The sequence below is a fragment of the Lacrimispora sp. genome, from assembly GCF_047605665.1.
Taxonomy (GTDB): domain Bacteria; phylum Bacillota; class Clostridia; order Lachnospirales; family Lachnospiraceae; genus Lacrimispora.
Window position 1 is genome coordinate 1 of sequence record NZ_JASGFH010000022.1, and the last position, 26,960, is coordinate 26,960.

General features: G+C 46.0%; 27 protein-coding genes. 2 read left to right on the forward strand and 25 right to left on the reverse strand.

Annotated elements, in window-relative coordinates; all coding sequences use genetic code 11:
• From tilS to QM657_RS16305, 7 genes are all read right to left on the reverse strand, one after another.
• Positions 1-1,559: tRNA lysidine(34) synthetase TilS (tilS, locus tag QM657_RS16275; protein ID WP_415067757.1), on the reverse strand; the 1,559-nt coding region annotated here is incomplete at its 3' end.
• Positions 1,560-1,647: 88 nt separating this feature from the next.
• Positions 1,648-3,063, reverse strand: coding sequence for a SpoIIE family protein phosphatase (locus QM657_RS16280; protein WP_415067758.1), 1,416 nt, complete (start codon positions 3,061-3,063; stop codon positions 1,648-1,650).
• Between the two features lie 115 nt (positions 3,064-3,178).
• Positions 3,179-3,502, reverse strand: a complete 324-nt coding sequence (locus QM657_RS16285; RefSeq protein ID WP_415067829.1) for an FtsB family cell division protein — start codon at positions 3,500-3,502, stop codon at positions 3,179-3,181.
• Positions 3,503-3,513: 11 nt separating this feature from the next.
• Positions 3,514-3,873 carry a spore cortex biosynthesis protein YabQ gene (gene yabQ, locus QM657_RS16290; RefSeq protein WP_415067759.1) on the reverse strand — a complete coding sequence of 120 codons (360 nt, stop codon included), beginning with the start codon at positions 3,871-3,873 and terminating at the stop codon, positions 3,514-3,516.
• 18 nt (positions 3,874-3,891) lie between these two features.
• Positions 3,892-4,176, reverse strand: coding sequence for a sporulation protein YabP (gene yabP, locus QM657_RS16295; RefSeq protein WP_333646580.1), 285 nt, complete (start codon positions 4,174-4,176; stop codon positions 3,892-3,894).
• Between the two features lie 78 nt (positions 4,177-4,254).
• Entirely contained in the window at positions 4,255-4,494 is a 240-nt protein-coding gene (locus tag QM657_RS16300; protein WP_415067760.1) for an RNA-binding S4 domain-containing protein, read from the reverse strand.
• 3 nt (positions 4,495-4,497) lie between these two features.
• Complete coding sequence (locus tag QM657_RS16305) at positions 4,498-4,773, reverse strand: HU family DNA-binding protein (protein WP_158377014.1); 276 nt, start codon at positions 4,771-4,773, stop codon at positions 4,498-4,500.
• Between the two features lie 249 nt (positions 4,774-5,022).
• On the opposite strand from QM657_RS16305, the gene QM657_RS16310 reads away from it, so the two are divergent.
• The gene (locus QM657_RS16310; protein ID WP_415067761.1) at positions 5,023-6,003 is read left to right on the forward strand and encodes an MBL fold metallo-hydrolase; all 981 of its coding nucleotides are present in this window, start codon (positions 5,023-5,025) and stop codon (positions 6,001-6,003) included.
• Positions 6,004-6,056: 53 nt separating this feature from the next.
• On the opposite strand, the gene QM657_RS16315 is transcribed toward QM657_RS16310, so the two are convergent.
• The 14 genes from QM657_RS16315 to pth all read right to left on the reverse strand — a co-directional run bounded on the left by QM657_RS16315 (position 6,057) and on the right by pth (position 21,932).
• A complete protein-coding gene (locus QM657_RS16315; RefSeq protein ID WP_333646588.1) occupies positions 6,057-6,200 on the reverse strand; it encodes an AE-binding protein in 144 nt (47 codons plus the stop codon).
• 41 nt (positions 6,201-6,241) lie between these two features.
• Complete coding sequence (gene spoVT, locus QM657_RS16320) at positions 6,242-6,790, reverse strand: stage V sporulation protein T (protein ID WP_415067762.1); 549 nt, start codon at positions 6,788-6,790, stop codon at positions 6,242-6,244.
• Positions 6,791-7,064: 274 nt separating this feature from the next.
• Positions 7,065-7,985 (reverse strand): sugar phosphate isomerase/epimerase family protein, encoded by a 921-nt coding sequence (locus tag QM657_RS16325; protein WP_415067763.1) that lies wholly within the window; start codon positions 7,983-7,985, stop codon positions 7,065-7,067.
• A gap of 22 nt (positions 7,986-8,007) precedes the next feature.
• Positions 8,008-8,976 (reverse strand): ribokinase, encoded by a 969-nt coding sequence (locus tag QM657_RS16330; protein ID WP_415067764.1) that lies wholly within the window; start codon positions 8,974-8,976, stop codon positions 8,008-8,010.
• Positions 8,937-9,584 (reverse strand): DUF4867 family protein, encoded by a 648-nt coding sequence (locus QM657_RS16335; RefSeq protein ID WP_415067765.1) that lies wholly within the window; start codon positions 9,582-9,584, stop codon positions 8,937-8,939. Before QM657_RS16335 ends, QM657_RS16330 begins: the two co-directional genes overlap by 40 nt.
• Positions 9,585-9,606: 22 nt before the next feature.
• Complete coding sequence (locus QM657_RS16340; protein ID WP_415067766.1) at positions 9,607-10,620, reverse strand: ABC transporter permease; 1,014 nt, start codon at positions 10,618-10,620, stop codon at positions 9,607-9,609.
• 2 nt (positions 10,621-10,622) lie between these two features.
• Positions 10,623-11,636, reverse strand: coding sequence for an ABC transporter permease (locus QM657_RS16345; protein WP_415067767.1), 1,014 nt, complete (start codon positions 11,634-11,636; stop codon positions 10,623-10,625).
• A gap of 12 nt (positions 11,637-11,648) precedes the next feature.
• On the reverse strand, positions 11,649-13,142 hold the full coding sequence (locus QM657_RS16350) for a sugar ABC transporter ATP-binding protein (RefSeq protein ID WP_415067768.1): 1,494 nt from the start codon (positions 13,140-13,142) through the stop codon (positions 11,649-11,651).
• A gap of 92 nt (positions 13,143-13,234) precedes the next feature.
• Positions 13,235-14,308, reverse strand: a complete 1,074-nt coding sequence (locus QM657_RS16355) for an autoinducer 2 ABC transporter substrate-binding protein (protein ID WP_415067769.1) — start codon at positions 14,306-14,308, stop codon at positions 13,235-13,237.
• Between the two features lie 107 nt (positions 14,309-14,415).
• Positions 14,416-14,988, reverse strand: coding sequence for an SIS domain-containing protein (locus tag QM657_RS16360; protein WP_415067770.1), 573 nt, complete (start codon positions 14,986-14,988; stop codon positions 14,416-14,418).
• A gap of 181 nt (positions 14,989-15,169) precedes the next feature.
• Entirely contained in the window at positions 15,170-16,186 is a 1,017-nt protein-coding gene (locus QM657_RS16365) for a LacI family DNA-binding transcriptional regulator (RefSeq protein WP_415067771.1), read from the reverse strand.
• A gap of 147 nt (positions 16,187-16,333) precedes the next feature.
• Positions 16,334-17,386 carry a hypothetical protein gene (locus QM657_RS16370; protein ID WP_415067772.1) on the reverse strand — a complete coding sequence of 351 codons (1,053 nt, stop codon included), beginning with the start codon at positions 17,384-17,386 and terminating at the stop codon, positions 16,334-16,336.
• A gap of 430 nt (positions 17,387-17,816) precedes the next feature.
• The gene (gene mfd, locus QM657_RS16375; RefSeq protein ID WP_415067773.1) at positions 17,817-21,356 is read right to left on the reverse strand and encodes a transcription-repair coupling factor; all 3,540 of its coding nucleotides are present in this window, start codon (positions 21,354-21,356) and stop codon (positions 17,817-17,819) included.
• Between the two features lie 9 nt (positions 21,357-21,365).
• A complete protein-coding gene (gene pth, locus QM657_RS16380; protein WP_415067774.1) occupies positions 21,366-21,932 on the reverse strand; it encodes an aminoacyl-tRNA hydrolase in 567 nt (188 codons plus the stop codon).
• Positions 21,933-22,246: 314 nt separating this feature from the next.
• On the opposite strand from pth, the gene QM657_RS16385 reads away from it, so the two are divergent.
• The gene (locus QM657_RS16385) at positions 22,247-23,656 is read left to right on the forward strand and encodes an NAD(P)/FAD-dependent oxidoreductase (protein ID WP_415067775.1); all 1,410 of its coding nucleotides are present in this window, start codon (positions 22,247-22,249) and stop codon (positions 23,654-23,656) included.
• A 66-nt stretch (positions 23,657-23,722) separates the two neighbouring features.
• Here QM657_RS16385 and QM657_RS16390 read toward each other — a convergent pair whose 3' ends face one another.
• The 4 genes from QM657_RS16390 to tig are packed head-to-tail and all read right to left on the reverse strand — an operon-like array spanning position 23,723 to position 26,849.
• On the reverse strand, positions 23,723-24,343 hold the full coding sequence (locus QM657_RS16390; RefSeq protein ID WP_415067776.1) for a YczE/YyaS/YitT family protein: 621 nt from the start codon (positions 24,341-24,343) through the stop codon (positions 23,723-23,725).
• Positions 24,343-25,143, reverse strand: coding sequence for an HAD family hydrolase (locus QM657_RS16395; protein WP_415067777.1), 801 nt, complete (start codon positions 25,141-25,143; stop codon positions 24,343-24,345). Before QM657_RS16395 ends, QM657_RS16390 begins: the two co-directional genes overlap by 1 nt.
• A complete protein-coding gene (locus QM657_RS16400) occupies positions 25,143-25,724 on the reverse strand; it encodes a xanthine phosphoribosyltransferase (RefSeq protein WP_415067778.1) in 582 nt (193 codons plus the stop codon). Before QM657_RS16400 ends, QM657_RS16395 begins: the two co-directional genes overlap by 1 nt.
• A 30-nt stretch (positions 25,725-25,754) precedes the next feature.
• Complete coding sequence (tig, locus tag QM657_RS16405) at positions 25,755-26,849, reverse strand: trigger factor (RefSeq protein WP_415067779.1); 1,095 nt, start codon at positions 26,847-26,849, stop codon at positions 25,755-25,757.
• Positions 26,850-26,960 lie beyond the last annotated feature (111 nt).

Below are 26,960 nucleotides of genomic sequence, written 5' to 3' on the forward strand. Positions count from 1 at the left end.
CCCGCATTTTGGGCATAATGGTATGCCTGAAAGGCGCTTCCTCTTTCCTGCCCTGCATTCTGGGCATAATGGTATGCCTGAAAGGCGCTTCCTCTTTCCTGCCCCGCATTTTGGGCATAATGGTATGCCTGAAAGGCGCTTCCTCTTTCCTGCCCTGTATTCTGGGCATGGTGGTATGCCCGGAGGGTGCTTCCTCCGTCTTTGTCTATCTGTATTTGTATGACTGTATGGGTATCGTCTGTAATCTTATAATATTCACTGATCCGGTATCCGATTACCCAGAGGATATGGGAGCCGTCTGCCACCAGGGGTATTTTACCCCGTTCCTCCCTGGGAATCTTCTCATCAATCATAAAAGACTTGACGGACTTTCTTCCGCCTCCAGCCAGTGTGATGTAGTCTCCGGTTTCCCGATACCTTACAGAAAGCGTACTATTGATTTTATCATAATCAAACCATTTCGTATACCCGTTTTTGGGAATTTCCTGGCCTTTTTTGTAGGAAAATACCTTAAAATCCACTTCGGGAAGGGGAAATTCGCCTTCCTTTTCCCCAAAATCTTTCTGATCCCTGCCCTTTATCCACAATTCCTCCGGGTTACGCACCGCAATCAGGCCTCCCGGAAGGTCCACACGTTTGCCCGGCTGCCCAAAAATAAGCCCTGCTGCACTTTCCACATGGCTCATGGTGATATCCTTCATGGAATCCCGGACAGACCGGATCATGGCCCGGATCACATAGCTTCTGATGATTTCCTCTTCCTCTGAGAGCTCCTTTGCCAAAATCCCGCATCCTGTCACCCTGCCGTCTCCATCCCGTTCCCTGACTCCCAGACGGTCCAAAAGCTTTTCTGCCTGCTTTTCTAAATAAGCATCGGCCTTTGCCGCCATCTCTCCCGCATGGAGGATATTCTCCCCGGCCCGGCTGTTGATCTGCTCCTTAATCTGGGGCAGAATCCAGCCGCGGATTCGGTTTCTGGCATAGTCCTCCAGCGCATTGGTGGAGTCCTCACAATAAGATATCCCATTTTCTTTCAGATATGCAAGAATCTCCTCTTTGCCTGCACACAAAAGAGGGCGGACAATTCGGTCCCGCACAGGACGCATTCCCCCAAGACCTTTTAACCCGGTTCCCCGGAATAAATTATAAAGAATGGTTTCCGCCTGGTCGTCCGCGTGATGGGCCACCGCGATCTTTGTTCCTTTAAAGGCCAAACGTTCCTTTTCAAATATTTCATAGCGCAGATGGCGCCCGGCTTCCTCCACCGACATCCCGTTTTCCCTGGCATAACAGGCCGCATCCACATGGATGCAGGAAAAATCCACCCCAAGCCTTTTTGCAAAAATCCGGGAAAACTCACTGTCCCGGTCCGCTTCCTCACCCCGCAGGCCGTGGTGGACGTGGATGGCTTTTAAAGTAAGCCCCAGCTCCTCTTTTAACTCATTTAAGACCATAAGAAGACAGACCGAATCGGCGCCTCCGGACAAGGCCGCAATGACCCTGTCCCCGGAAGCAAACAGCCGGTTCCGTCTGATATAGTCCAGTATCTTTTTGTACATGGAACCACCTTCCTTTGCATATTTTCCGGCTCCGGAAAAACAGCATACTACAGCTAAGTATACCCGCAAAACATGTCCCTTGCAATTACTATTTTCGTTTCCATATGCCGGCTGTCAAAACCGTCATATCGTCATTGGCCCTCTCCGTAAAGGACCTGGCAAAGAGAAGAATCCGATCCGCCATGTCCTGAGGATTTTTAATGGGCATTCCTGCGATGAAATCCTGGAGCATCAGTTCCTTATCCTCTGCCGGAAGGGCATCTAAAACACCGTCACTGACCATGATGATCCGGTTGTCCTCCCACAGCTTTTTGGACAGCAAAACAGGTTCCACGCCACTTAAAACGCCCATGGGCACCTCTCCCGCCTCCAGAAGCTCCACGCCCCTGTCACTGAGGATGTAGGTGGCTGCCGCTCCCAGTTTCATGGCCTCTAAAATTCCCGTCTTCAAGTCAATGCAGCACAAATCCAGTGTGGCCGGGTGCTGGGACATGCCTGTCAGCAGCAAAACCGTATTGACCAGTTTTAAGGCTGCTCTGGCTGAAAATCCGGCCTCCAAAAGCCTTTGGGTCAGCTCGATCACCTGTCTGCTCTCCTCCTCAGCCGCCTTTCCGCTGCCCATCCCGTCCGACAGGCTCATGATGGCCTGTCCAGGCTGGATGTGGCCGAAGGTATAATTATCGCCGGACACCTCTTCCCCGGTCTTGGTAGCCCTGGCAGCGCCGTAAATCACCTGATACTGCCCCCGCTCCACAAACCGTATGGTATCAGCCTGCTTTGTCACCAAATTTCTGCCGTCAGGAGGCACGGCCCACTCCCCTTCTCCCACAGCATCCCCCAGGATTTCTGCCGCTTCCTTCACGGTCACGCACCGCCCGTTTACAGTCCTCATGGTTATATATGCTTCCCTCTGGTGATTTTCATATTCCAGAAAAAGAACTTTTTCTACGGAAATGTGATGGCGACGGAATGCCCTTTTCACTGCATCCTCCCATTTAGGAGTTACGTCAACGGAGTTTTCCACCTGATAAGAAAATTCCTCCAAGATCACCGCCAGCTCCTGAAACTGGGCTACAACCGCATCCCGGCTCTCTAAAAAGCGGTTCTTCCAGGCCAGATTCATGGTGGCTCTTCCAAGGCCCCGGTTTAACTGGACTAAGTATTCATCCTTGTGTTTGCAGGTTTCCAGAAAAAAACGGGGCATGTCCCCGTAGTCCACGCTCCCCTTTTGTTCAAATGCACGAATCAGATAATGAAGGTAATACTGATTGTCCTGTTCCTGTCCCGGATATACGATACATTTGGTGCATCCTGCGCATACCATGGACGCCGCAGTCTGAAGCGCTGCTTCTCCGTCCTCCTTTGTAAGCCCCTGCTGTGAGGATAAGTCATCTGTAAATGCCCTGGCAAGCTCTCCCAGCGAATTTGCCATGTCATTTAATTTCTTTGCAGTATATACATTCACATCAGCCATATGGTGATGCCCCGCCTTACGTCTGAACACAAAAATCCCTCCTGCCCGTTTCATGGTTTAGACCCCATTATATACAGGCAGGAGGGAAATATTTGTCAAAATGGCTGACTCTGTTTTTAAAATTGTACGACAATGTTCTGCTTTTTCACTGTCTCTTAGACGGCTTTAAAAGAATCTCATCGGGCTTTACAAGTCCAAGCTTCTGCTTCGCCACTTCCTCCACATACTGCTTGGTCTGGACGTAGACCCGGTACTCTTCCAGCTCTCCGGACCGCTCCTTTTCCTTAGCCACCTGTGCTTCTAAATTCTCCAGGCGGACCTGGTACGTCCGGTCCTTTTCCCTTAGGGTCTCCCCTTTTATCGTAACAATAGCAGCAAGGCTGATGACAACAAAAGTGGTCCCTATGATCGTCATACGGTTACCCCATTTATCTTTTCTTTTTCTTCTCGATTTCCCCATACCGCTCATACCATCACCAGTCATCTCTTACTCTGCTTCTTCCGGTTACATTTATCTATCCTTATTGTAAGATATTTTTGAAAATGTTTCAAGAGTTTTAGAAAATGTTTGCTTATTATTTTATCATATAAAACCATTCCTATAAATACCCCGGCAATGGCATACCCTCTGAGACCCCCGTCATTCTGCTCATATAGCAGGGAAAATGTGACCAGCGCAGCATATACCCAGTATACCATGTCCTCTATTCCCGTAAAAATATAAGAATGAGGAATGAAAATACGTAAAATGCGCAGCAGGTCATACGTCATCATAAGCCCTGCGCCCGTCAGGAAGCTGTAGAGCAGAAGCTTGACTTCATACACAATATGAACGCTCATACGACTCCCCCCTGTTCTTTATTTGAACAGCCTGGAAAACAGCGATTCTCCGGACCTTCGAAGGGCTTCGTTGGAAGAATAGACAATGCTTTCAATATTGCCGTTTAAATCCACTTCCCCCTTTTCCAGGGTCAAACGGCTGACGTGAAGCTCTTTTCCCTTTAAGGTTAAAAGCCCCATATCCGTATCCAGAACCACCTGTCCCTCGTCAAAGGACACTACCTCCCGGACCCCTGTGATCGTACCGGAAGCCCTGTTTTCAATTTGCAGCCTGTGAGGGCGGATGCTCATTCTCTCTTCCATAAGAAAACCTCCTAATATACCTGTATAAAGTATATTAGGAGGTTCGCTGCAATATTCCTGAATATTAAAATCAATGGGTTAAAGATAGCGGTAAAGATCCTTAGCCTCATCCTTTTTTACTGTTTCCGCCACATCGAGAACCTCCACCTTCACAGAGCTGGTTCCGAAACGAATCTCAATGGTATCGCCCATCTTCACGTTTAAGGACGCCTTTGCAGGCTTGTCATTGACAAGCACACGGCCTGCATCGCAGGCCTCGTTGGCTACCGTTCTTCTTTTAATAAGGCGGGAAACCTTAAGGAACTTATCGAGTCTCATAAATTATTCGTTTATCAGATCCTTTAAAGCTTTTCCGGCTTTGAACTTTGGTGTTCTGGACGCTGGGATATTCATAACTTCGCCGCTTCTTGGGTTTCTTCCCTCTCTCGCTGCTCTCTCAGACACCTCAAATGTACCGAAACCAACTAACTGGATCTTCTCACCCTTAACCAGCTCTTCAGATATTACATCTGTTAAAGCCTTAACCGCTTTCTCTGCATCTTTTTTGGACAGTTCTGCTTTTTCAGCTACTGCTGCGATTAACTCTGCTTTGTTCATTGATATCTTCCTCCTAGAATGTAGCCCGGCTACGATTTTTCGCGTTAACACGATTACTATATCATTTATAGCTGTTTCTCCAGTATTTGTCAAGGTTTTTTGCGCTTTTCAGGGACCATTTCTGTGCATTTTACACTTATGGAAACCATCTGACTTTCTGAAGATTTTCTGACGATTGCTTTCTCCCTCTGTTAAAAAATACCCTCTTCCTATATAATGGGGGTAGTTTAATGAACCTGGAGGTAATATATGAAACATTTCAATATCTGGAAAAAAATAGCGGTATTTCTGCTGATGCTTAACATTGTGCTTCCCTCCCTTTTAACAGGCTTTTCCCCTGCCGCAAAACCTCAGGGAGACTTAGCCTTAAAGGGCATGAACTTTGGCCCCTCCCTCACCATCGGGCCGGGAGCTAAACTCTTTGACGGCGGAAGCTTATCCCTTTTAGCCAATTCCGATAACCGGCAGATGCTTTCCATGGTCTTACAGGACAAGGACGGAACGCTTGTGGTCATCGACGGAGGCTGGGACATGGATGCATCTCATCTGGCCGATGTAATCCGCTCCAAAGGCGGACGTGTATCCGGCTGGTTCATCACCCATCCCCACTCAGACCATGTAGGTGCGCTTGTGGAAATCTTAAATAACCCGGACAGCCAGATCACCATTGATCACGTGTATCATTCCATGGCCGACCCGGCCTGGTATGAGGCGGTAGAGCCTTCCCGCTCCGACTTGATTCCCCGCCTGATTTCTGCCCTGGCAACCCTTCCCAAAGAAAGCGTGCACCAGGTCCATAAGAACCAGGAGATACAGATCGGCCAGATCAGGGTCAAGGTGTTAAATGATCCTTACCTTCTGGAAACGGCGGCCGTCAACAACAGCTCTGTCGCTTATAAGTTCTTCTTAAATAATGTCAGCATCCTGGCCCTTGGAGACTTGGGTCCCGACGGCGGCGAAGCCTTAGCCAGGGACTGCAGCCCTGAGGACTTAAAAAGCGACATCGTCCAGATGTCCCACCACGGCCAGTACGGCGTCAACAAAGACGTCTACGCCCTCATAAAGCCCCAGATCGCCCTCTGGCCCTGCCCCCTCTGGCTCTGGAACAATGACAACGGCGGCGGCATCGGAAGCGGTGACTGGAAGACCCTGGAAACGAGACAGTGGATGGAAGAGCTGAATGTAAGAGTGAATTACTCCATCAAGGACGGAGATCAGATCATCTATTAAAGATGTTAAAAAGAAACGGCCCAGGCCGTTTCTTTTTTTATCTCCGGCTGTCTTTAGTTGCCTCCGGGGCCGTCTCTTCTGGGTCTTTCGGATTCCGGCAGGGGTTCTACATAGAATCCGTCTTCATACGTTTCTGTATCAATTTCCGGGATATCTCCATCTCCGTAATAATCTTCTTCCGGCAAATAATCCTTCATATTCTTTCACCTCCTCGTTTCTGTTTCCATCACTCAACAGGTCAGCCTTCCATCTGGCGGCCCAAGAAACCGGCAGCCGTTGTAGCCAGCTTTGTCTCCATTTCTCCGAAACGGACTCTCGGCTCTCTGCTTAAAAGGGCCACGGCACCGATGGCATCGCCTTCGCAGATGATGGGAGCCACCACCTGGGCGGTCACACCTTCCAGGCTTTCGTCTGTCAGGGAAATAAAGCCCTTTTCATCCTTGCCTGCCGTCACAACAGTCCGTTCATTGATCAGGGTTTCCAGGGGCTTACTGATGGTCTTTTGGAGAAGCTCCTTTTTCGACCCTCCTGCTACTGCAATAATCTGATCTCTGTCGCTGATGCATACAGTCAGCCCGGTGGTCTGGGCCATGGCTTCCGCATATTGGACGGCAAAGGAAGTCAGCTCCACCATAGGGGAATATTTCTTTAAAATGATTTCTCCTTCCCTGTCGGTAAATATCTCAAGAGGTGTTCCCTCCCTCAGCCTGAGAGTCCTTCGGATTTCTTTCGGTATTACCACCCGACCCAGGTCGTCAATTCTTCTCACAATACCTGTTGCTTTCATAATTAAAATTCCTCCATCTTGTGCAATTTAGTATCAGGTAAATCATGTCTGGTATTATTTTGCTACGAATGCAAAAGATTATACTTGCGTCTGCCATATTTCCCAAATTTTAAAAATAGCACCTGATTTTCAACGTTAATGTCGATCAATCAGATGCTATTTTTAGATCTTTACACGAAATGCATAAATCCTTCTTATGCCTTAACCTCCAGGTAAAACGAAGGCCTGTTGCTTCCCATGATAAAGAAACATTTAACATTATAATCTTTCTCAACTACCTCAGCATACCGATAATTAATTCCTGCGAGCTGATACCATCATGTTTTTTCACTATTTCATCAATCTTCTCCACACCAAGTCCATCAACAATTGATAAATATCTTTCAAAAGAATCAATGTTTGCCTGAGTTTCCAGGTCCGCAGCCTCACGGATTGGAAACGTATCAAAGAACACAACTCCTTGATAATTATATTTTCTAAGGTAATATACAAATTCCAGAGACTGGGCATGATGAATGGTGCCAAAGATCAATCCGCTGTCCTGATGGCTGTAGCCATCATTCATATGTAATCCAAACAGCTTGCCCTGGCTGGCCGCCAATGCCAAACCGTAGCTTGGGTTTTCCCGCTTCATCAGCATATGACAGAAATCAAATGTAACGCCTACATTAGGACGGTCAATGGTATTTACCATAAAAAGAGTCATTCCTGCAGAATCCAGCATGGCAAAATTTCGCTCTCCAAAAGGCTTATATTCAATGCTCATTTTCATATCCGGAGCATAATCGGCAACCTCCCTTATGGCATCCACAATCTGATTCCAGCCTGTCATATAATCCATCTGGAAAGAGTAATCAAAACCGTCATTTTCCAGCCACAGGGTAATAATATTTCCGCCAAGAGACCGGCAGCTATCCGCTGCTTTTTTTGTTATATCAATAGCTTCTTTTCTCAATTCCTGATCTGGATTGGCAAAATTTCCATTTTTCCAAAAATTTCTCCATCGAATAGCAAAGCCATTTACTTTCAAAGGTCCCATGGCCTTGCGTATTTCTTCCAGGTCGTTCCCTTCGATGTGCTCCGGATAGTTAAACTCCAAATGTGTGATACCCTGCATGTTGCGATATGCGGCAATTGCGTCAAACACATTTTTTCCCTTAAATATAAAAGAATTCATTCTTCCTGCATAATCCATATAATTATACCGCCTTTCTATTCTATTGATTTATTGGTTCTGCATGATAAAGCTCCATAACCTCTTCCAATGTCGGCATAGCAGGTTGTCCGCCTGTCTTACATACCGTCTTCGCGCTGCAGCAGGTAGCAAACCGGGTTGCGGAAAAGATATCCATGTCATGGGTTAACGCATAGCAAAGGCCGCCGATAAAGGAATCTCCTGCACCTGTGGATTCCACGGCCTGAACCTCCTTGGCAGGCACAAATTCAGCCTGAGAGCCGGAACACACCACAGACCCGGCCTTTCCCAAAGTGTAGATACATATATTGCCCAGATGAACAGTCATCTTACGAATTTCTTCCACTGCCACCTCCGGAGAAACAATCTCACGTCCGCAGTAAAATTCCGCCTCCAACTCGTTGACAACAAAAAGATTTACCAGTTTTAATATTGCCTCGTCAATCGGAGCAGCAGGAGCACCGTTTAAAATAACATAACAGCCGCGTTCCTTACAAAAACGGATTGCATACTCCACTACAGGAATCGGAATCTCCAGCTGAAGAACGACGATATCTCCCGTATGTAAGAATTCATCCAATGCATCCACATCCTCTTTGGCAACCTTGTCATTCGAGCCTTTTACAACAGAAGCTCTCACACCTCCGTCATAAAGGGACTGGGCAACAGACATTCCACTGTTTTCATCAACCCTCTTTAAATAGTCTGTGCAGACACCATACCGTTCAATATTCGTTTTTAGAAATTCTCCCTGTTGGTCCCTTCCTATGCAGCCTACCATATAGACAGGTATGCCAAGCTTTGATGCCTGCACCGCTTGATTTGCGCCCTTTCCCCCGCTGCAATATTCCACACTGTCTGCAAAACAGGTTTCTCCCTCCTCAGGAAGGTGTTCCTGCTTTAAACATACATCATAATTTAAACTTCCGATTACAACTACTTTCTTTTCCATCATTCCCTCGCTTTCCAGTCCGATTGCATGATCGTACAATTTTCTCCTTTCAGCTTCACCGGAAGGGCCCCGTCAAAACCTCCATCCTCATGAACCAGCAGCCACTTATTCCTGGCCACAAGAAGGCGGTCTTCTTCCGTTTCCGGAATAAATCCCTCTTCCCACGGGCAGTTGGTTCCTCTCGGCAGAAATGTCGCATGACTATAGCCGCCCTCCTGCACATGGCAGGCGCAGTAATGAAGGGTGGTCGCATAAAATTCTACTGCCAAACCCGCCGGAATATAAAATGCTTCTATTTTTGCCGTATCATAATTAAAATTCTCGTCCAGATCCTGCTTGCATCCAAGAAGCACAATGTAATCAGTCACAGAGATGTTGACTTCCGAATCGCGGTGATATTCCAGTGCATTCAGTTTTTGATTGTGCCCCATGCAGTATCCCAACTCCACCGGCATCCCTCCAAAAAATCCGTTGGCAAACTGCCTGAAAATCGGAAGCGTTTCCAAAACCGGATCGCTGGCAACATATTTTATGTGTTCAGTAATGCTTTTTTTACGCATTTCAGTCAGCAGTTCTGAGAAGTCATATCCCTGCACGATTGCTCCGTATTTATTAAATTCCGGGCTTGTGATATCATATATCTTCATTTTAGTCCACCATTATCTTCCTTTATCCGCGCCGTTTTGAGCGATTATTAATAACATAGTTAAAAATCATAACAATCAACAGCAATCCTCCCCAAAAGATCTGCCGGAAAGCCGTTGGAATATTGTTAAACATATTCAGCACGCTGGAGACCATCTGAATAATCAAAACCGCCAATACAACACCCTGGATATTCCCTTTTCCTCCGTTTGGGCTGACGCCTCCCATAACTGCAATCAAGATGGCTTGCATTGTATAGGTAGCTCCATTATCCGGTTTACTGGAACTGTAGCGCCCCCACATAATAAGACCGGATAACGCAGCAAGAACACCGATAATCACATGAGTGGAAATAACCAGCTTTTTATTGTTCAATCCCGTATAAACTGTCGCTATATTATTAGTTCCATACATTTTCATCTGGCGCCCTAAAATCATACGATAAACCACCAGCCCTACAACAATGGCAGCAATGGCAAACAGAATAACGGTAACCGGCACAATACCGACAGACCTATTAAACATGGCAGACAGCTGCTTCGGAAATCCGCTCATACTGGAGCCGCCGGTCAGTACGACACCGAAGCCCCAAAACAGGGACTGAGTACCTAAAGTGGCAAGCATAGCCGGGATACCAAAACCGGAAATCAAATAGCCGTTCAATGCACCGGCCAATGCACCAATGGACAGGGAAATGCCGAAGCTGGCAAAAATCATCATATAGACTGTTCCATCCGTTGCATCTGCACTGATCCTGGACAGCAGAAATTTGCCTGCAATAATGGCGCTTAAATTTGCAATGTAGACAACACTTAAATCAATACCCCCAATCAGCAGAGCCAAAGAAATCCCCACCGCTAAAAGTCCATATTCCGGGAACTGTTTCATCATGGACTGGAAGTTGCCTAAATTCAAAAACTGAGAGCCCTTTAATACGGTACAGATGATAAACACTGCGACAAAAACAATAAAGAGTCTGACAAAGTTTGCATCCCTTGTGAACATTTTCATATTAATTGATGTCTTTTCTTTATTCATACTCATACCTCCGGTTTCTCTGAGACAGCAACAAACAGTTTCTTCTTTCTGCGCTGCTCCTGAATTGCAGATACCGCAGTTCCGACAATAATAATAATACCGGTAAACACACGAGACCATTGTGTGGGAACTCCAAGAAGAATCAGGCTGTTAGATACAATTGTCATCAGGATGGTTCCGAGAATCGCACCCACAATGCTTCCGCGGCCGCCGACTAAGGATACTCCGCCAAGCACACAGGCTGCAATGACATCCATATCCATACCAATCATGTTGTTGGGGCTGACCGTAAGAAGCATGCTGGCACGGCTGACGCCAATGAATCCTGCCAATGCACCTGACAGACAGAAGATAAATATCCTCGTTCCAAACACGTTAAACCCTGCTCTTGTGGCCGCAACCTCATCACCGCCTACCGCATAAATTCCGCGTCCAATCATGGTCTTGTTTAACAGAAGCCATGCCAGCACCACCAGAACAATCATAAAGATAAAATGAATCGGCAGATCAGAAGTCAGTCCTGACTGGGGATTCTTCGCAGTCAGCAGCTTTACGGAGCCAAGAGAATAAAGCGCTTTTGTCAGCGGATACTCACTGGATCCTAAAACCCCCTGCATAATTCCAAGGAACAGGGCACTGGTGCCTAAAGTAACAATCAATGCGGGAAATTTGAATTTAGCCACAATAAAGCCATTGAGCGCACCCATACACAATCCAAGAAGAATTGCCACTAAAAAATAGGGCAGTGGGTTGCTAAACATGCCATCCATCTTTGTGCACACAAAGTACATGGACAAGGAGGCAATCGCCGGGAAAGAACAGTCAACACCTCCAGAAAGCAATACCATCATCTCACCAATGCAGAACATGATAGGGATTGTCATAGAGCGAAGTAAATCCACAATATTATTTCCGGTAAAAAACTGTCCGCTGCGCACCTGAACCAGCATACAAAAAGCAATGATAATCATCATCACATAAAATTCCGTTCTTTTTGTCATTCTTTTAACATTCATAGAAATTCCCCCTTAACACTCTACAGACAAGGCCGAAAGTGAAGTTTCGTCAAGCCCACTGGTCATATGCTCTTCTACCAGCCGCCCCTGCTTCATAACAAGAACGCGATTACAGTTGGAAAGAATCTCACGAATATCATCGGAAATAATGATAATAGCCAAACCATTCTCCGCAAGCTTCTGAGTCAACTTATAAATGTCATATTTTGCACCAATATCCACACCCACTGTAGGGCCGTTTAAAATCAGAACTTTCAAATCCAAAGACAACCACTTTGCAAGCACACATTTTTGTGCATTACCGCCGGACAAAGTCCGCATGTTGTCTTTCATATCATTAATTTTAATAGAGAGTTCCCGCACCCAATGTTCCACGGACTCCTCAACAGATTTTTCCCTGATAAAACCGAGAGAATTAGAATGCTCTTTCCATTTTGTAATAGAAATATTATCTTCAATTGATTGATCCATGAATAACCCCTGGACGCCGCGTTCCGGCGGAACATATCCGATTCCATTGGCAATGCCATCTTTGACGCTGTTAATTTCTGCCTTTTTCCCGTCAATCCAAATCTCACCGGACTCAGCCCTGTGATATCCAAAAATTGTCTCCGCCAGCTCAGTCCGGCCGGAACCCAACAGTCCAACGATGCCAAGAATCTCTCCCTCTCTCAGAAAAAAGCTGCAATTGGCAAATCCATCAGTCAGGCTCAAATCCTTAACTTCCAGAACCTTCTTCGCCTCCGGCTTCTCATCATAATGGAAAAATTCCTCCTGAATTTCGCGACCGGTCATATAATATGTAAATTTCTGTTCATTCAGTTCTTCCGTTTTTCCAGAGAACACATTTTTCCCACTGCGGAAAATAGTAAAATGCTCTGCAATCTCAAAAACCTCATCCAGCTTATGAGATACAAAAAGAATTGCAATTCCCTGCTTCTGCAAATCACGAATTACATTAAACAGATTTTTAACCTCTTTCTGGGTAATCGCAGTGGTAGGCTCATCCATAATAATCAGTTTCGCATTGTTTAAAAGCGCACGGCTGATGGCAATAAGCTGCTTATCCGCAACCGTCAGATTCTCCACCATCTCGTCCAAATCCACTTTAAAATCAATTTTAGACAATGCCTGCAGAGCAATTTCATGAAATCTTTTTTTACTGATAATCTTTTTTCTACTCGCCACTTCCATATTCAAAGCAAGATTTTCACGCACTGTCAGATTGGGAAATACTGACAAATCCTGATAAATAACCTGTACACCTGCATCAATAGCCTGCTGTGTGGTCAATTTTGAATATTCTTTTCCGTCAATCTCAATAGTCCCTGCATCTGGTGTATAGAATCCGGAAATCACATTAATAATCGTAGATTTTCCACATCCGTTCTCACCGGCCAAACAATGTACCTCACCCCTTTTTATTACCAGGTCAACTCCATCCAGCGCTTTTACGCCGCCAAAATACTTTTTTACGCCTGCAATTTTAATTATATTTTCCGACACATCCATTCCTCCATATTTAACCCCTGCTTATCCCTTTTACAAAGAGAACTGCGTGCTCATACGCCTCGCAGTTCTCTATAGGATATCAAAAATTAGAAATCAAAGTCATCTACGTTATCTGCAGTTATAGAAATGAATCCGTTACCCATAAGCAGTTTTTTATTGTTTTCATCAACCACCAAATTGTCATAGGCAGATAAACCGAGGTTTGTTCCGTTGCCAATCTCTTCGCCATCCAGACACATACGGGCCAATTCACACATTGCATAACCGGCATCAGCTGGATCCCAAAGAGTAATACAGGTAAGAGAACCGTTCTTTAAAAGTTCCCGGCACTCATTGGGCATACCGGTACCTACAACATGAACGGAATCAGCCAGTCCCAACTCGTTGATTGCACGGGCAATGCCTGGTGTGTCATCAGAAGAGCTGCCTGTAAAACCTGTGATATCCGGATATTTCTTGAGAACTTCTTTTGCCTTTTCGTAAGCTGTTTCCGTGTTATTCTCAGACTCAACACGAGGTAAGTCAGCCAGCAGAGTCAAACCCGGATATGCTTCTTTTTGTCTTGCAACAGCGCCGTCTGCCCACTCGTTGTGGGAAGCAGTACTCAAAAACCCAACCATGGTGGTATATGTACCCTTCTCGTTCATCAATTTAGCCAGGTTGTCCATGATAAATGCACCGTAACCGGCATTGTTGAATGCTTCGATATCGTAATCGCAGTTTTCCACGGTAGAACCTTCATGGCAGATAACAACGATTCCCTTATCTCTCGCCTCCTGTAAAACAGGTTCACAAGCAACCGGATCAACCGGAACCACACATAATGCATCAATATCCTGATTGATCACATCCTGAATAATCTGGATCTGCTGAGATGAATCAGTATCAGTCGGACCCGTCATCCATGCTTCAATCCCTTTCTCATCAGCCCATTTTTTAATACCCTTTTCCATACGAATAAACCAGCCATTCGTATTGCCTTTTACAACGACAGCAATTCTATAATCCTTCTTCCCCTCCGTTTCTGCTGTCTTTGACGCATCTGTCGTCTTAGCTGCTTCCGTACCAGCCGGAGCAGGACTGGATGAATTGCCACAGCCAGCCAGCATAGAGACTGTCGTAGCCACCGTCAATAGAGTTAGTAAAATTTTTTTCTTCATGATTCATTTCCTCCTACACATTTTTTGTTTTTGTGTTGTTTTCACCCCTGGTAAGAGTGATATATTCATAAGGCATTGGGCCTTTGAATCAAAATCCAACCGAATATCTATTCAATATTCCGATGACGGCTTTCCATCTGTTCATAGGAAAGTCCCATCTCTTCTTTCAGAAGCATTACAATAATGTCAAACAGCAAGAATAAATGCTGTTCAAAAAGATTTCCCATAGGCTGTATGGACTGTATGACGCGAGAGTCCGTTCCCTTATATACAGCTGCAGGAACAAATAAAACATGATCTGCAACCTGAGGAATCCGTTCTTTTGGCGCACCTGTGATGATTCCAAGTTCTGCTCCAGTATGTAAGGTCTGTTCAGCAAGATAATCGATATGGCCTATCTTTCCGGAACCATTTACCATAAGACAAAGGTCGCCCTCTTTCATTCCCGGAGTTGTATCATCCCAGAGCCAGTAAGTTTCTTTTCCAAGATGCATAAGTCTCATTGCAAAGCTTCTCGCAGCAATGCCTTCACGCCCTGCCCCAACCACAAACAGCCTCTCAGACCGCTTGATTGCAAAAATAAAATTCTGAAGCTCCTCCATATCTTGATTTAAAAAAACAGCTTCATTCTCAGAAAGAATTGTTTTTACATACTTTTGATACCGCTCTGTAAATGTCATAATGCACTCCTTTCATCTTGATAAAATGTAACCGGTTACATTTTATTTTATAATATATTTATGCATTTTATATATAAAACTTCACTTTTATATTATAATATTATAACTTTTTTGCGTAACCGGTTACTTTTTTTGTTTTAAAAAAGAAATCATTCCCTTAAGGAATAACCCTTTAAACCGTTTATTTCCTGTTTAAAAATTTTTCAGAACCTCTGAGAATCAGTTTGACTGGAAGAACCTCTATTTCCCGTTCACCATCCAGATTCTCCAAGCGGTTGAGCAGCATTCTCATGGCGATCCTTCCCATATCGGCTTCTGACCGGTCTACTACGGAAAGTTTAAAATCAATCACTTTCAGAACGCTGATATCATCAAAACCAATCAGCGAAACATCTCGTCCAAGTACTAAGTTATGCTCAGTCAAATAGCGCAGACAGCCCAAGGTCATCATGTTACTACATGTAAAGATTGCTGTCGGTGGCTCCTGAAGGCTCATCAGTTTTTGGGTCATCTGATAGGCCAGGTCTGATTTTTGATCTCCTCTGACCATGTATTCGCCCCGAATGGGAATCTCATACTCATCCATAGCCCTACGATATCCCTTTGAACGTTCATACACTGGCCGATTCAAAGGATCTCCTTCGATAATCGCAACCTTCTCATGTCCCTCTCGAATCAATTGGCTTACTGCTAAGTAGGCCCCTTTTTCATTTTCCGCCAAAACAATACTGAACTCGCCTCCACGAATATCCCTGTCCAACAAGACTACCGGTATCCCCTTTTTTTCAAGTCCCTCTAAAAGTTCTTTTGTGACAGTAGAAAGATTGGCAATCGGAGTGATGATAATCCCAGCTAAATGCTGGCTTTCAACCATCCGCAGAATATCCTGTTCTTTCACCACATTCTCATCAGAGTTAAAGAAAAAAACATTGTACCGATTCTGGTCAGCTACATTTGTGATGCCATACAACGCCCCTGAAAAGAATGGGTTCTCAATATCCGGAAAAATAACTCCGATATTCGAGGTGCTTTGTACGCTTAAGCTTCTTGCAATTGCATTAGGAATAAAACCATTCTCTTTGATAACCCTCATAACTGCTTCACGAGTTGTGGGTTTCACCCGACCGCTATTATTAATAACTCTTGATACCGTTGCTGTTGACACTCCAGCTTTTTGTGCAATATCACTAATATTCATAAATACAGTTCCTTATTCATGCGAAAATATTATCATATTGTATTTTTAATGTCAATACCATTTTCAGTAAATAACTAATTCAACTAATTTCTCACGTATTTTCTTATAACATTTGACCATTAATCTTCCGGATATAAAAGCAACCCTCTATTCTTCAAAACCATAACCCAAAAGCACCTCTGCAATTAATTTTAATTTGTCTGACTTCCCGGTAAAAATCCATTTTGCCACGCGCTCAATGGAATGGTTCAGACCAGTGGGACGTCCAATTGTCTGCATATTGCATTCCATTTCAGCAAATCCTCCTGAATTTCCGTCATCATTATAGACGTGGATAGAGTAGCCGGTATCTCCCTCCAGCATGGGAGGTTCCTCCGAATACATCGCAGATGGGTTGTTCGGATAATTGATGATAATAAGACAGCTTTCTCCATCCCGTTCCTCTGACAGATATCCGAATCTTCCGGTCAGCACCGCTGATTTATAAGCAATTTTATAGCGGGAATCACCGGTGATTTTCAAGCATACGCCATGTTCTGTTAAATATTCATGTTCACCAACCTGCTCATAATGATCAGTCCCTTTCAGAGGTTGATACATTGGTATATATATGGTACCTTTCGGTCTGATCTGGAGAAGATTCCAACTCTCGGCATATATCTCCTGCTCACTCTCTACACTCAAATCCAGCACTTGTTCATAACCGCAATAAGACACCTCCTGCATTAAGGCAGTGCAATCCTGCAGCTTTTTCAAGGGATTTAAGGCTTTTAGGATGGTTCTCCCAAACTCCACATGCATCATACCCGTCACGGTATTATGAGATTCAAGATCAATCGATTGTTTCAGAACAACGGTATTTCCACTGTGTTCCATAGAAAACTCTCCCGGATCAATGGTCTTGGGAGTCTTTAATGTTTCACGAAAATGTTTCCGGTCCATAATATTAAACTGAATTTCAGGTGCCACCCATACCCGGTCTCCTCCGGTGTTCCAAACCTGGCTGTCCACCAATTTTTTATAACTGTCCGGACTATGTATCGATTCCGGTATCCAGAATATCCCCTCCGGATATCGGTCAGAAAACGGACCGAAAACATGTCCGCCTTGCTGTGTAATAACAAGTTTCCAACCATCTCCAATCTCTAATATCCCATACCTCATTCCGCAATAATCAAACGTATTCAATATCTCTTTCATTTTTATTCCATCCCTTTCACGCTGCCAAAGGCCAGAGCATTATAAAAAACGTTGGCTTACACAACTTTCTCTTTAAAATAAAGTCATATGGATATGTCCTGTACTGCAAATCACGGTGAAATGAATCGGTTATCTAGAATGTTAAACAACTGTATTTTTATGAAGATGACACGGTCTCAAGATTGAGATTTATTATACCACATTTTTTTTACATTGTCCTCATATATCAACTTTATCTCTACAATTCTCACATAGTCAATGCCTATAGTTATTTCTGATAAAAGAATAATAATATCCTAACTAACAGAACAGAGTTCCTATCCATAAAAGACCCACATCCATTAACCAAGTATATATCGGATTAATTTTATCTTCTCTAGAAACTCTGCTCCATCTTTACGACTCTGTTTCACTTACAAACCATTCTGGCTTATGATCCTAAGGTCAATTCATATATCTCTTTTAAAATTACCTGAGTCTGTTCTACCATCACATCAATGGAATTATTTTTTCGCCGGTCCAAATACCGAAACACCGGTTCATCTCCAGTCTGAAGCTTTAAATCGCCCTTGTACCGGAGAATCAGCTCCGGAATCTTTTCCGCGTTAAGCTTTGCGTTTTTATACATGGTCAGACGGATTTCCTGGCGGTTGATATTGACTTCCGTCACATAGGCACTGTGGGCCAATGCCTTTAAGGCCGCCACCTTCAAAAGATTTTCCAGAGGCCTTGGGATGTCGCCGAAACGGTCCATCAGCTCATCCTGCATATCCATGTATTCCTCTTCATTTTCAATGCCGGAAATCCGCTTGTAGATATCCAGCTTCTGATATTCATTCTTAATATAAGAAGAAGGAATATAGGCGTCAATGCTGCAATCCACCACGGTCTCGTAGGCATCCTCTTCCCTCCGCTCTCCCTTCAGTTCCAAAACTGCCTGGTTTAAGAGCTTGCAGTAAAGGTCGTACCCCACCGCCTCCATATGGCCGTGCTGTTCAGCTCCCAGCACATTTCCCGCGCCCCGGATTTCTAAATCCCGCATGGCAATCTTGATGCCGGAGCCCAGCTCCGTAAATTCCCGGATGGCCTGGAGGCGTTTTTCCGCTTCTTCCTTTAAAAGCTTATCCCGCTTATACATCATGAAGGCATAGGAGGTCCGGTTGGAACGCCCCACCCGCCCCCGAAGCTGGTATAGCTGGGAAAGCCCCATACGGTCTGCATCCTGGATGATGATGGTGTTGGCATTTGGGATGTCGAGTCCCGTTTCAATGATGGTGGTACAGACTAAAACGTCGATATCTCCGGCCACAAAGTCCAGCATGATCCGCTCCAGCTCGTGCTCATGCATCTGCCCGTGGGCAAAGGTGACGGCTGCGTCGGGAACCAGCTTGGCGATGTGGTTTGCCACCTCATCGATGTTGTTCACACGGTTGTATACATAATACACCTGACCGCCTCTGGAAAGCTCTCTGTGAATGGCTTCCCGGACCATTTCATCGTTGTACTCCATCACATACGTCTGGATGGGAACCCGGTCCACCGGAGGCTCCTCCAGCACGCTCATGTCCCTGATTCCTACCAGACTCATGTGCAGAGTTCTGGGAATGGGGGTTGCGGTCAGGGTCAGAACATCCACATTTTCCTTTAACTGCTTGATCTTTTCTTTATGAGTCACCCCAAAACGCTGCTCTTCATCAATGATGAGAAGTCCCAAGTCCTTAAACTTCACATCCTTTGACAAGAGCCGGTGAGTGCCGATGACAATATCCACAGTGCCCCGCTTTAAATCTTCCAGGGTCTTCTTCACCTGGGCCGGAGTCCTGAACCGGGACAAAAGGTCCACCCGGACGGGAAAATCCTTCATCCTCTGGGCAAATGTGTTGTAATGCTGCTGGGCCAGAATGGTGGTGGGAACGAGATAGACCACCTGCTTTCCCTCCTGAACCGCCTTAAAAGCAGCCCGCAGGGCGATCTCCGTCTTGCCGTAGCCCACATCCCCGCAGATCAGACGGTCCATGACCTTGCGGCTTTCCATATCCGCCTTGGTGGCTTCAATGGCATCCCACTGGTCCTCCGTCTCCTCGTAGGGAAACATCTCTTCAAATTCCTTCTGCCAGACCGTGTCCTCCCCGTACCGGAAGCCCTCGGTCTGCTGTCTGGCGGCATAAAGCTGGATCAAATCCTTGGCGATTTCCTTTACCGCGCCCTTGACCTTTGCCTTGGTCTTATTCCACCGGTCACCGCCTAAGCGGTTTAACTTGGGCTTTTTGGCCTCGGCTCCTGCGTACTTCTGAATTCCGTCCAGTCTGGTGGCGGGTAAGTAAAGACTTCCGTTTTCCGCATACTCCACCTTCAAATAGTCCCTGGTGATTCCATCCTGGTCTATTTTTTCAATTCCCCGGTAGACTCCAAGGCCGTGGCTTTCATGAACCACGTAATCGCCTACGGAAAGGTCTGAAAAGTTGCGGATTTTGGTCCCTTCATAGGCCGTCTTTTTCCGTTTGCGCTTCTTTTTATCCACCCCGAACATATCGCCTTCTGTGATGACGATAAATTTGAGCAGAGAGTATTCAAAGCCACGCCGCAGGTTTCCATGGGTCACCAGAATCTCTCCCGGCTTTACCTCGCTGCTCTCTTCACTTTCGTCGGGGCAGTAAGCCCTTAAATCGTATTCCCTCAAATCCCCTGCCAGACGGCTGGCTCTGGTCCTGGAAGCGGATAAAAGGACGACCCGGTAGCCTTCTTTTTTCCATCTGGTTAAGTCCTTGATCAAAAGCTCAAAGCCGTTTTGATAGGCATTGACATTCTTCACCTGGAAGCTGTAACGGTTTCTTACCAAAAATCCGGAAAGCTTCTGCTCCAGGCCCGTTAAGTAGACCGTGGTCTTTGTCTGAACCCTGGCCAGCATCTCTTTTGCGGAAAAGAGAAGTCCTGTCTGGCTGGGAAGCAGATATCCGCTTTCCAGACGGTGTATCATGCTCTCCCTGAATTCCGTTTCAACGGTTTCTCCCTTTTCCTTAAGCCGGTCCGGTTCGTCTAAAAACAGTATCCGGTTCTCCTGGGGGAAATAGTCCAAAAAGGAGACGCTTTCCCGGCAGAAGTAATGGACATAGCCGTCTAAGCCCTTCTGCTTCCATCCCTCCCGGATTCCTTCTAAGAGCTCGGAAACGTGGCGGCGGATTCTGGCGGCCTCTTCGATTTTGGACTGCTTTTTCAGCTCTTTTTCATAGGTCTGGGCTTCTTTTTCAAGGATTCCGATTCCGTCTTGAATCTGTTCCTCTGTCAGCACCATTTCCGTGGCAGGGTAAATCCGGATGCTTTCTAAAGTTTCTACGGACCTCTGGCTTTCCAAGTCAAAGGTGCGGATGGAGTTCACCTCGTCATCCCATAGCTCAATGCGGACCGGAAGCTCTTCCGTCAGAGGAAATATGTCGATGATACCGCCCCGGATGGAGAACTGGCCCATGCCATCCACCTGGCCCATGCGTTCGTATCCCAGCTCCAAAAGGCGCTTCTTCCACTGTTCCACATCGATGATGTATCCTTCCTCCACGTACAGCACCTGTTCTTTTAAGTACTCAAGAGGAAGCAAATGGTCCATCAGTCCATCCATGGTGGTCACCACCCAGCCGGAATCCCCCTCCATCAGGTGACGGAACACCTCCATGCGCTGCTTGGTCAGCAGATTTCCATGGATATCCGCATTGAAGAAAAGCAAGTCCCTGGCAGGATAAAGCCAGACATTGGGATCAAAAAAGCGCAGGTCTTCGTAGATCTCTCTGGCTCTGATATCGTCATAAGTCACTACCAGCTTAGACCCTGCTCCCTTGGCCGCCTCGTACATCAGATGGACCTTCTGGGAATCCATACAGCCGCTTGCCGCAGCCGGTCCGTTTCCCTTTGCCAAATCCGCTGCCAGGTCCTCAAAATCCTTCAGTTCCAGCAATGGTTTTTCAAATAGATCGCTCATGAAATCTCCTTATTTCTTCCTGTTGAAGTAGTTCATTGCCATATCCGCCCCGTCCGTGACCATCATGACGGCTGCCTTTGCAGCGTCCTCATAGGCCTGGGCCATAAGCTCTGCCTGGGCCTTTGGAAACCGTCCCAGCACATAGTCTGCCAGGTCCATTTCCTTGGGCTTTTCCCCCACTCCCACCCGGATTCTCAAAAATTCCTGGGTTCCTAAGTGGCTGATGATATTTTTCAAACCGTTGTGCCCGCCTGCACTTCCCTTTGTCCTGATCCTCAACTGGCCTTCCGCCAGGTTGATGTCATCGCAGATGACGATGACCTTCTCCGGCTCCACCTTGTAAAAGTCAGCCATGGAACGGATGCTCTCTCCGCTTAAATTCATAAAGGTCTGGGGCTTTGATAGTATGACCTTTTCCCCGTCTATCATTCCCTGGCCGCAGTAAGCCCGGTGCTTTTTTTCCGTCACACGGATTCCCAGCCTGTCCGCCAGTGTGTCTATTACCTCAAAACCTACGTTGTGTCTGGTTTTTTCATATTCTCTCGTTGGATTTCCAAGTCCTGCTATGATATACATGATGATTCTCCTCACTATATTAACTGGCGTCCCGATTCATACCATTTTTAAAGCATTTCACGCCTGAAAAGCGTTAGATTTCCGTTACCGGGGGTCTAACGCCGTTCCTTCATTTTAACAGCAACAATTTCAGATGTAAAGGCAAAAGGCCTTTCATATTTAAATTTATGATTTATTCATATGATTTTTCTTGTCATCCTCATCCCTCTATGGTAAAATAGAGCCGCTGCGCCTGATGCAGCATTAAAAAAGCAGGCAGATTTAATTTCCATGTAACAGTTGTCTCAGGATTTGATAGAAAAGGAGTAATGTTCATGAAGAATGTTTCCAAGAATTACGATGTGATCATCATCGGTGCAGGCCCTTCCGGTATCTTTTGTGCTTATGAACTGATTGAAAAAAGACCAGACCTTAAAATTTTAATGATAGAAAAGGGCCGCCCCATTGAGAAACGGGCCTGTCCCAAGAGAAAAACCAAGGTGTGCGTAGGCTGCAAGCCCTGCTCCATCACTACCGGTTTTGCAGGAGCAGGAGCATTCTCCGACGGAAAGCTGTCCTTATCCCCTGACGTGGGAGGAAATCTTCCGGAAATCCTGGGATACGATAAAACTTCAGAGCTGTTAAAGGAATCTGACAACATTTACTTGAAATTCGGAGCTGACACCAATGTTTACGGCGTGGACAAGCAGAAGGAAATCCAGGAGATCAGAAGAAAGGCCATCAACGCCAACTTAAAGCTGATCGAATGTCCTATCCGCCACTTGGGAACAGAGGAAGGCTATAAAATATATACCCGCCTCCAGGAGCATCTGCTGGCACAGGGCGTTGAAATGGCATTTAACACCATGGTAAAGGACATCATCATCGAGGACAATGTGGCAACGGCAGTCATCACCGATAAGGATGAAACCTGTTGCGCACCGGAAATCGTTTCCGCCATCGGCCGGGAAGGTTCTGACTGGTTCAGCCACATCTGCGGCGACCACGGAATTGAAACCATGGTCGGTACTGTAGATATCGGTGTCCGTGTAGAGGTTCGTGACGAAGTCATGGAGTTTTTAAATAAGAATCTCTATGAGGCAAAACTGGTTTACCACACTCCCACCTTTGACGATAAAGTCCGCACCTTCTGTACCAATCCTTCCGGAGAGGTTGCAACAGAATATTACGAAAACGGACTGGCAGTTGTCAACGGCCACGCATACAAGTCCCAGGAGTATAAGACCAACAACACCAATTTCGCTCTTCTCGTATCAAAGAACTTTACAAAACCCTTTAAGACACCCATCGAGTACGGCAAGCACATCGCACAGCTCAGTAACATGCTCTGCGACGGAAGGATTCTGGTTCAGACCTTCGGAGATTTCCAGAGAGGCAGACGTACGACAGAAGAGAGATTATGCCGCAACAACCTCATCCCCACCTTAAAGGATGCGGTTCCAGGCGATTTATCTTTGGTATTCCCTCACCGCATCATGGTTGACATCAAAGAGATGCTCCTCGCTCTTGACAAGGTGACTCCCGGTATCGCCAGCGACGAAACCCTGTTATACGGCGTAGAAGTGAAGTTCTACTCCAATAAAGTTGTAGTCAATCAGGATTTTGAAACCAGCGTAAAAGGCTTACGTGCCATCGGTGACGGCGCTTCTGTAACCAGAGGACTTCAGCAGGCATCAGCCAACGGACTGAGCGTAGCCAGAAGCATTCTTGCAAAGATGAACTGACAATAATATTTAAGCCGCCCTTTCACATTTTTCGTGAAAGAGCGGCTTTTATTTGTTTTTCGCTTTCTAGTTCACAACAGCCTTTTTCCCATAGCTGCCAAAAATTCCATCAAAAAACTGCACCACACATCCCAGGCCAAAAGTGACCACAATGGTTCCCCACCCGATTTCGCCTCCTAAAAGAAAAGCCAGAAGGGCGCAGATACTGTCAAAGCCGACTTTGGCTTTGCCGATAGGCACACCCTTTTCCCTCAGAGCCAGAACCAGATCGTCGTTGGTATTGGGCGGCAGGCCGGAAGCTATATATGAAGCAACTCCAAAGCCAATTAAAATCATCCCCACGACCAGCAGAACTGCCGAGGAAACGATTCCTGTCCCTTCTATTCCCTCCAGCAGCCTCTTGCTGATATCGATAAAAAATCCAATCAGGGCAGACGACACAAAGGTGACCATTCTGGGATAAGTTCTGCGAATTCCTGCTGCAACGAGCACAATCAGGAATGACGTTATGTAAATGACAAAAGAGGTATTGATACCCCAATACTTTGCCAGTACAAAGTTCATGGCATCGAAGCCACCTGCCCCTGCATGGGAATTGATGGTAAAGACAACGCCCACCGGAATGATTAAAATGCCCATAAGATACAGAATGATCTGTCTTTTTTCTATTTTCTTTCTGCTCTTCATCAAATCAACCCCAGTTTCTCCATGGCGTAAGCCACCCCGTCATCCTCCACATTTTTGGTATAAAAGGTGGCATAAGGCTCCAGTTCCACATCGTGATGTCCCATGAGAACACAGTTTTCTGCATATTCAAACATGGACAGATCATTGGTGCTGTCTCCAAACACGTAAGCATCCTCCAGGGAAATTCCGTAATGCTTTAAAACCACTTCCATGGCCGTGGCCTTGGAATATCCGGCGGGAACGCATTCATAAAAACCGTTCCCCCTGTTTATGATATCAAAGTCCAGCCCAATAGCGCGGGCAAAGCCCTTTAAATCACTTTTCTCATCGGTAAAGGCACAGAATTTATCAAAATCATAGCAATCCTCTTCCCAGCCAAAGGGAGAGAGCACGCTGCCCTCTTTCCTCAGCTTTTCCTTCAGAGTTTCGATTGCAGGCATGCGGGAGGTCCCTTCCCGGAAATAACAATCCTCCGTTCCCTCCAGAATTCCATCTATGCCATGATCCACAATGAGCTTTTTGATCTCAACGCCTCTTTCACGGGGAATGGTGGCGGAGAAAAGGACTTCCTCCCCTGCCACAATCCTGGTTCCGCAGCCGCAGCAATAGCCATCCACCTCAATCATTTCCTTAATAGGTCCCATCAGGCAATAGGGACGGCCTGAATTGATGAATACGAGGTGGCCCTTTTCACGGGCCCTGGCCACTGCCTTTTTAGCGCTTTCCGGCACATTCCGGTTTACCTCAGAATAGAGGGTTCCGTCAATATCAAAAAACAATACCTTTCTTTTTCCAGCCATTATTCCCCCCGAAAACGTATGGTGCCCGCTTTTTCATCCATGCTCTCAACGATAGCAAGGGATTCTACCTTAATTCCCTGCTCTCTTAAATGGTCCCCTCCGGGCTGAAAGCCCTTTTCAATGACAATTCCCGCTCCTACCAGCTCTGCTCCGGAGTTTTTCACAATGTCAGCCAGACCTTCCAGGGCTTTTCCATTGGCTAAAAAATCATCAATGAGAAGCACCTTGTCACCAGCCCCTAAAAACTCCTTGGCAACCAAAATATCATAGGTCCTGCCATGGGTGAAGGACTCCACCTGGGTGGTATAAATGTCGCCTGCAATATTTTTCGTTTTGGATTTCTTTGCAAAAACAACGGGCACATCAAAGTACTGAGCCACAATACAGGCAATGCCGATACCGGACGCTTCTATGGTCAATATCTTATTGATCTCATAATCATCAAAACGTCTCTTAAACTCTTTTCCAATCTCAACAAACAGCTTAATATCCATCTGGTGATTTAAGAAGCTGTCAACTTTTAACACATTACCGGCCTTGATTTTTCCATCCCTGCGGATTCGGTCCATTAAAAGCTGCATGAAAGGTTCCTCCCTGTCGTAATTTATTTGTTATTTAATCACTGCGTTCTCTGTCAGAAAATCCATTACTTTATTGGTCATAATAAAATCATCAAGGTCATACTGGCTTGCGATTTCAAGAAGCGCTTCCACGCTCTCATAACCCATATCGTCTGCAACACCCTGGCGGTCTTCATCGGTGATGGTGATATTTTCCGCTTCTGCAATGGCGTTGATCACCAGTCTCTGAGTTACCATTCCCTCTGCCTGAGGCTTTAACACGGATTCCTTAAAGGCTTCCACATCCATGCCTGCAAGAGCGCCTGCAAAGGTAGCTAAGTCCATGCCGTAAGCTGCTGCCTGATTGGTGTAGGTAGCCAGCACATTGTTGTAGTTGGCATCAATGGCTTCCTGGTTCGGTTCAACGGTAGAGCCTTCCAGCACTGCATTGAAAATGTCGCCCTTTACTTTCTGCTCTGCCTGCTCATTTTTCTCTAACAGCAGGGTCTGCATCTTGTCTTCCTTATATTCATCAACTGTCTTGAATTCAGATTTTTCCTGAACAAAGGCATCGTTTAACTCAGGAACCTTTTTCTCTTTTACAGCGTTGACAGTCACTTCAAATACAACTGCCTTGCCTGCTAACTCCGCACTCTGATAGCCTTCCGGGAAGGTGAGGTCCAGGCTGACTTTATCGCCCTTTTTGGCGCCTACGAGGCCTTCTTCAAAGCCTTCGATAAACTGGCCGGAGCCAATGGTGAGATCGTAGCCCTGAGCCGTGCCGCCTTCAAAAGCAACTCCGTCCTTGGTTCCCACGTAGTCGATGTTGACCTGATCGCCATCCTGGACAACGCGGTCCACTTCTTCATACGTTGCGCTGCGCTCCAGTTCACCCTGGATGAGCTGGTTCACTTCATCGTCTGTCACTTCCACTGCGTCCTTGGTCACTTCCACGCCCTTGTACTGTCCAAGGGTGATGGTTCCGTTGTCCACGCCAGCTAAATCCACTGTTTCCAGAGTCTCCTGAGCTGCGGCGGATTCCGTTGCCGCTGCTGTAGTTTCTTCTGCTGCCTTCTTTCCACATCCAGAAATAAGAGCTGCTGTCACAAGGCCGCACATACATACTTTAAAAATTTTCTTCATCATATAATCCTTTTCCTTCTATTTAAATTAATTCTGACAAAACTGTCTCCTGACAGTTATACCACATCAGCCAAGGTAAAAAAAGCCTTTTCCTGAAATTGGCATATATTTCTT

Excerpts from the sequence above, each read along its gene's own strand:
- QM657_RS16285 (WP_415067829.1), bottom strand. The coding sequence starts at position 3,502 with ATGAGCGGTATGGGGAAATCGAGAAGAAAAAGAAAAGATAAATGGGGT.
- yabQ (WP_415067759.1), bottom strand. The coding sequence starts at position 3,873 with ATGAGCGTTCATATTGTGTATGAAGTCAAGCTTCTGCTCTACAGCTTC.
- yabP (WP_333646580.1), bottom strand. The coding sequence starts at position 4,176 with ATGGAAGAGAGAATGAGCATCCGCCCTCACAGGCTGCAAATTGAAAAC.
- QM657_RS16300 (WP_415067760.1), bottom strand. The coding sequence starts at position 4,494 with ATGAGACTCGATAAGTTCCTTAAGGTTTCCCGCCTTATTAAAAGAAGA.
- QM657_RS16305 (WP_158377014.1), bottom strand. The coding sequence starts at position 4,773 with ATGAACAAAGCAGAGTTAATCGCAGCAGTAGCTGAAAAAGCAGAACTG.
- QM657_RS16310 (WP_415067761.1), top strand. The coding sequence starts at position 5,023 with ATGAAACATTTCAATATCTGGAAAAAAATAGCGGTATTTCTGCTGATG.
- QM657_RS16315 (WP_333646588.1), bottom strand. The coding sequence starts at position 6,200 with ATGAAGGATTATTTGCCGGAAGAAGATTATTACGGAGATGGAGATATC.
- spoVT (WP_415067762.1), bottom strand. The coding sequence starts at position 6,790 with ATGAAAGCAACAGGTATTGTGAGAAGAATTGACGACCTGGGTCGGGTG.
- QM657_RS16325 (WP_415067763.1), bottom strand. The coding sequence starts at position 7,985 with ATGGATTATGCAGGAAGAATGAATTCTTTTATATTTAAGGGAAAAAAT.
- QM657_RS16335 (WP_415067765.1), bottom strand. The coding sequence starts at position 9,584 with ATGAAGATATATGATATCACAAGCCCGGAATTTAATAAATACGGAGCA.
- QM657_RS16340 (WP_415067766.1), bottom strand. The coding sequence starts at position 10,620 with ATGAATAAAGAAAAGACATCAATTAATATGAAAATGTTCACAAGGGAT.
- QM657_RS16345 (WP_415067767.1), bottom strand. The coding sequence starts at position 11,636 with ATGAATGTTAAAAGAATGACAAAAAGAACGGAATTTTATGTGATGATG.
- QM657_RS16355 (WP_415067769.1), bottom strand. The coding sequence starts at position 14,308 with ATGAAGAAAAAAATTTTACTAACTCTATTGACGGTGGCTACGACAGTC.
- QM657_RS16360 (WP_415067770.1), bottom strand. The coding sequence starts at position 14,988 with ATGACATTTACAGAGCGGTATCAAAAGTATGTAAAAACAATTCTTTCT.
- QM657_RS16365 (WP_415067771.1), bottom strand. The coding sequence starts at position 16,186 with ATGAATATTAGTGATATTGCACAAAAAGCTGGAGTGTCAACAGCAACG.
- QM657_RS16370 (WP_415067772.1), bottom strand. The coding sequence starts at position 17,386 with ATGAAAGAGATATTGAATACGTTTGATTATTGCGGAATGAGGTATGGG.
- mfd (WP_415067773.1), bottom strand. The coding sequence starts at position 21,356 with ATGAGCGATCTATTTGAAAAACCATTGCTGGAACTGAAGGATTTTGAG.
- pth (WP_415067774.1), bottom strand. The coding sequence starts at position 21,932 with ATGTATATCATAGCAGGACTTGGAAATCCAACGAGAGAATATGAAAAA.
- QM657_RS16385 (WP_415067775.1), top strand. The coding sequence starts at position 22,247 with ATGAAGAATGTTTCCAAGAATTACGATGTGATCATCATCGGTGCAGGC.
- QM657_RS16390 (WP_415067776.1), bottom strand. The coding sequence starts at position 24,343 with ATGAAGAGCAGAAAGAAAATAGAAAAAAGACAGATCATTCTGTATCTT.
- QM657_RS16395 (WP_415067777.1), bottom strand. The coding sequence starts at position 25,143 with ATGGCTGGAAAAAGAAAGGTATTGTTTTTTGATATTGACGGAACCCTC.
- QM657_RS16400 (WP_415067778.1), bottom strand. The coding sequence starts at position 25,724 with ATGCAGCTTTTAATGGACCGAATCCGCAGGGATGGAAAAATCAAGGCC.
- tig (WP_415067779.1), bottom strand. The coding sequence starts at position 26,849 with ATGATGAAGAAAATTTTTAAAGTATGTATGTGCGGCCTTGTGACAGCA.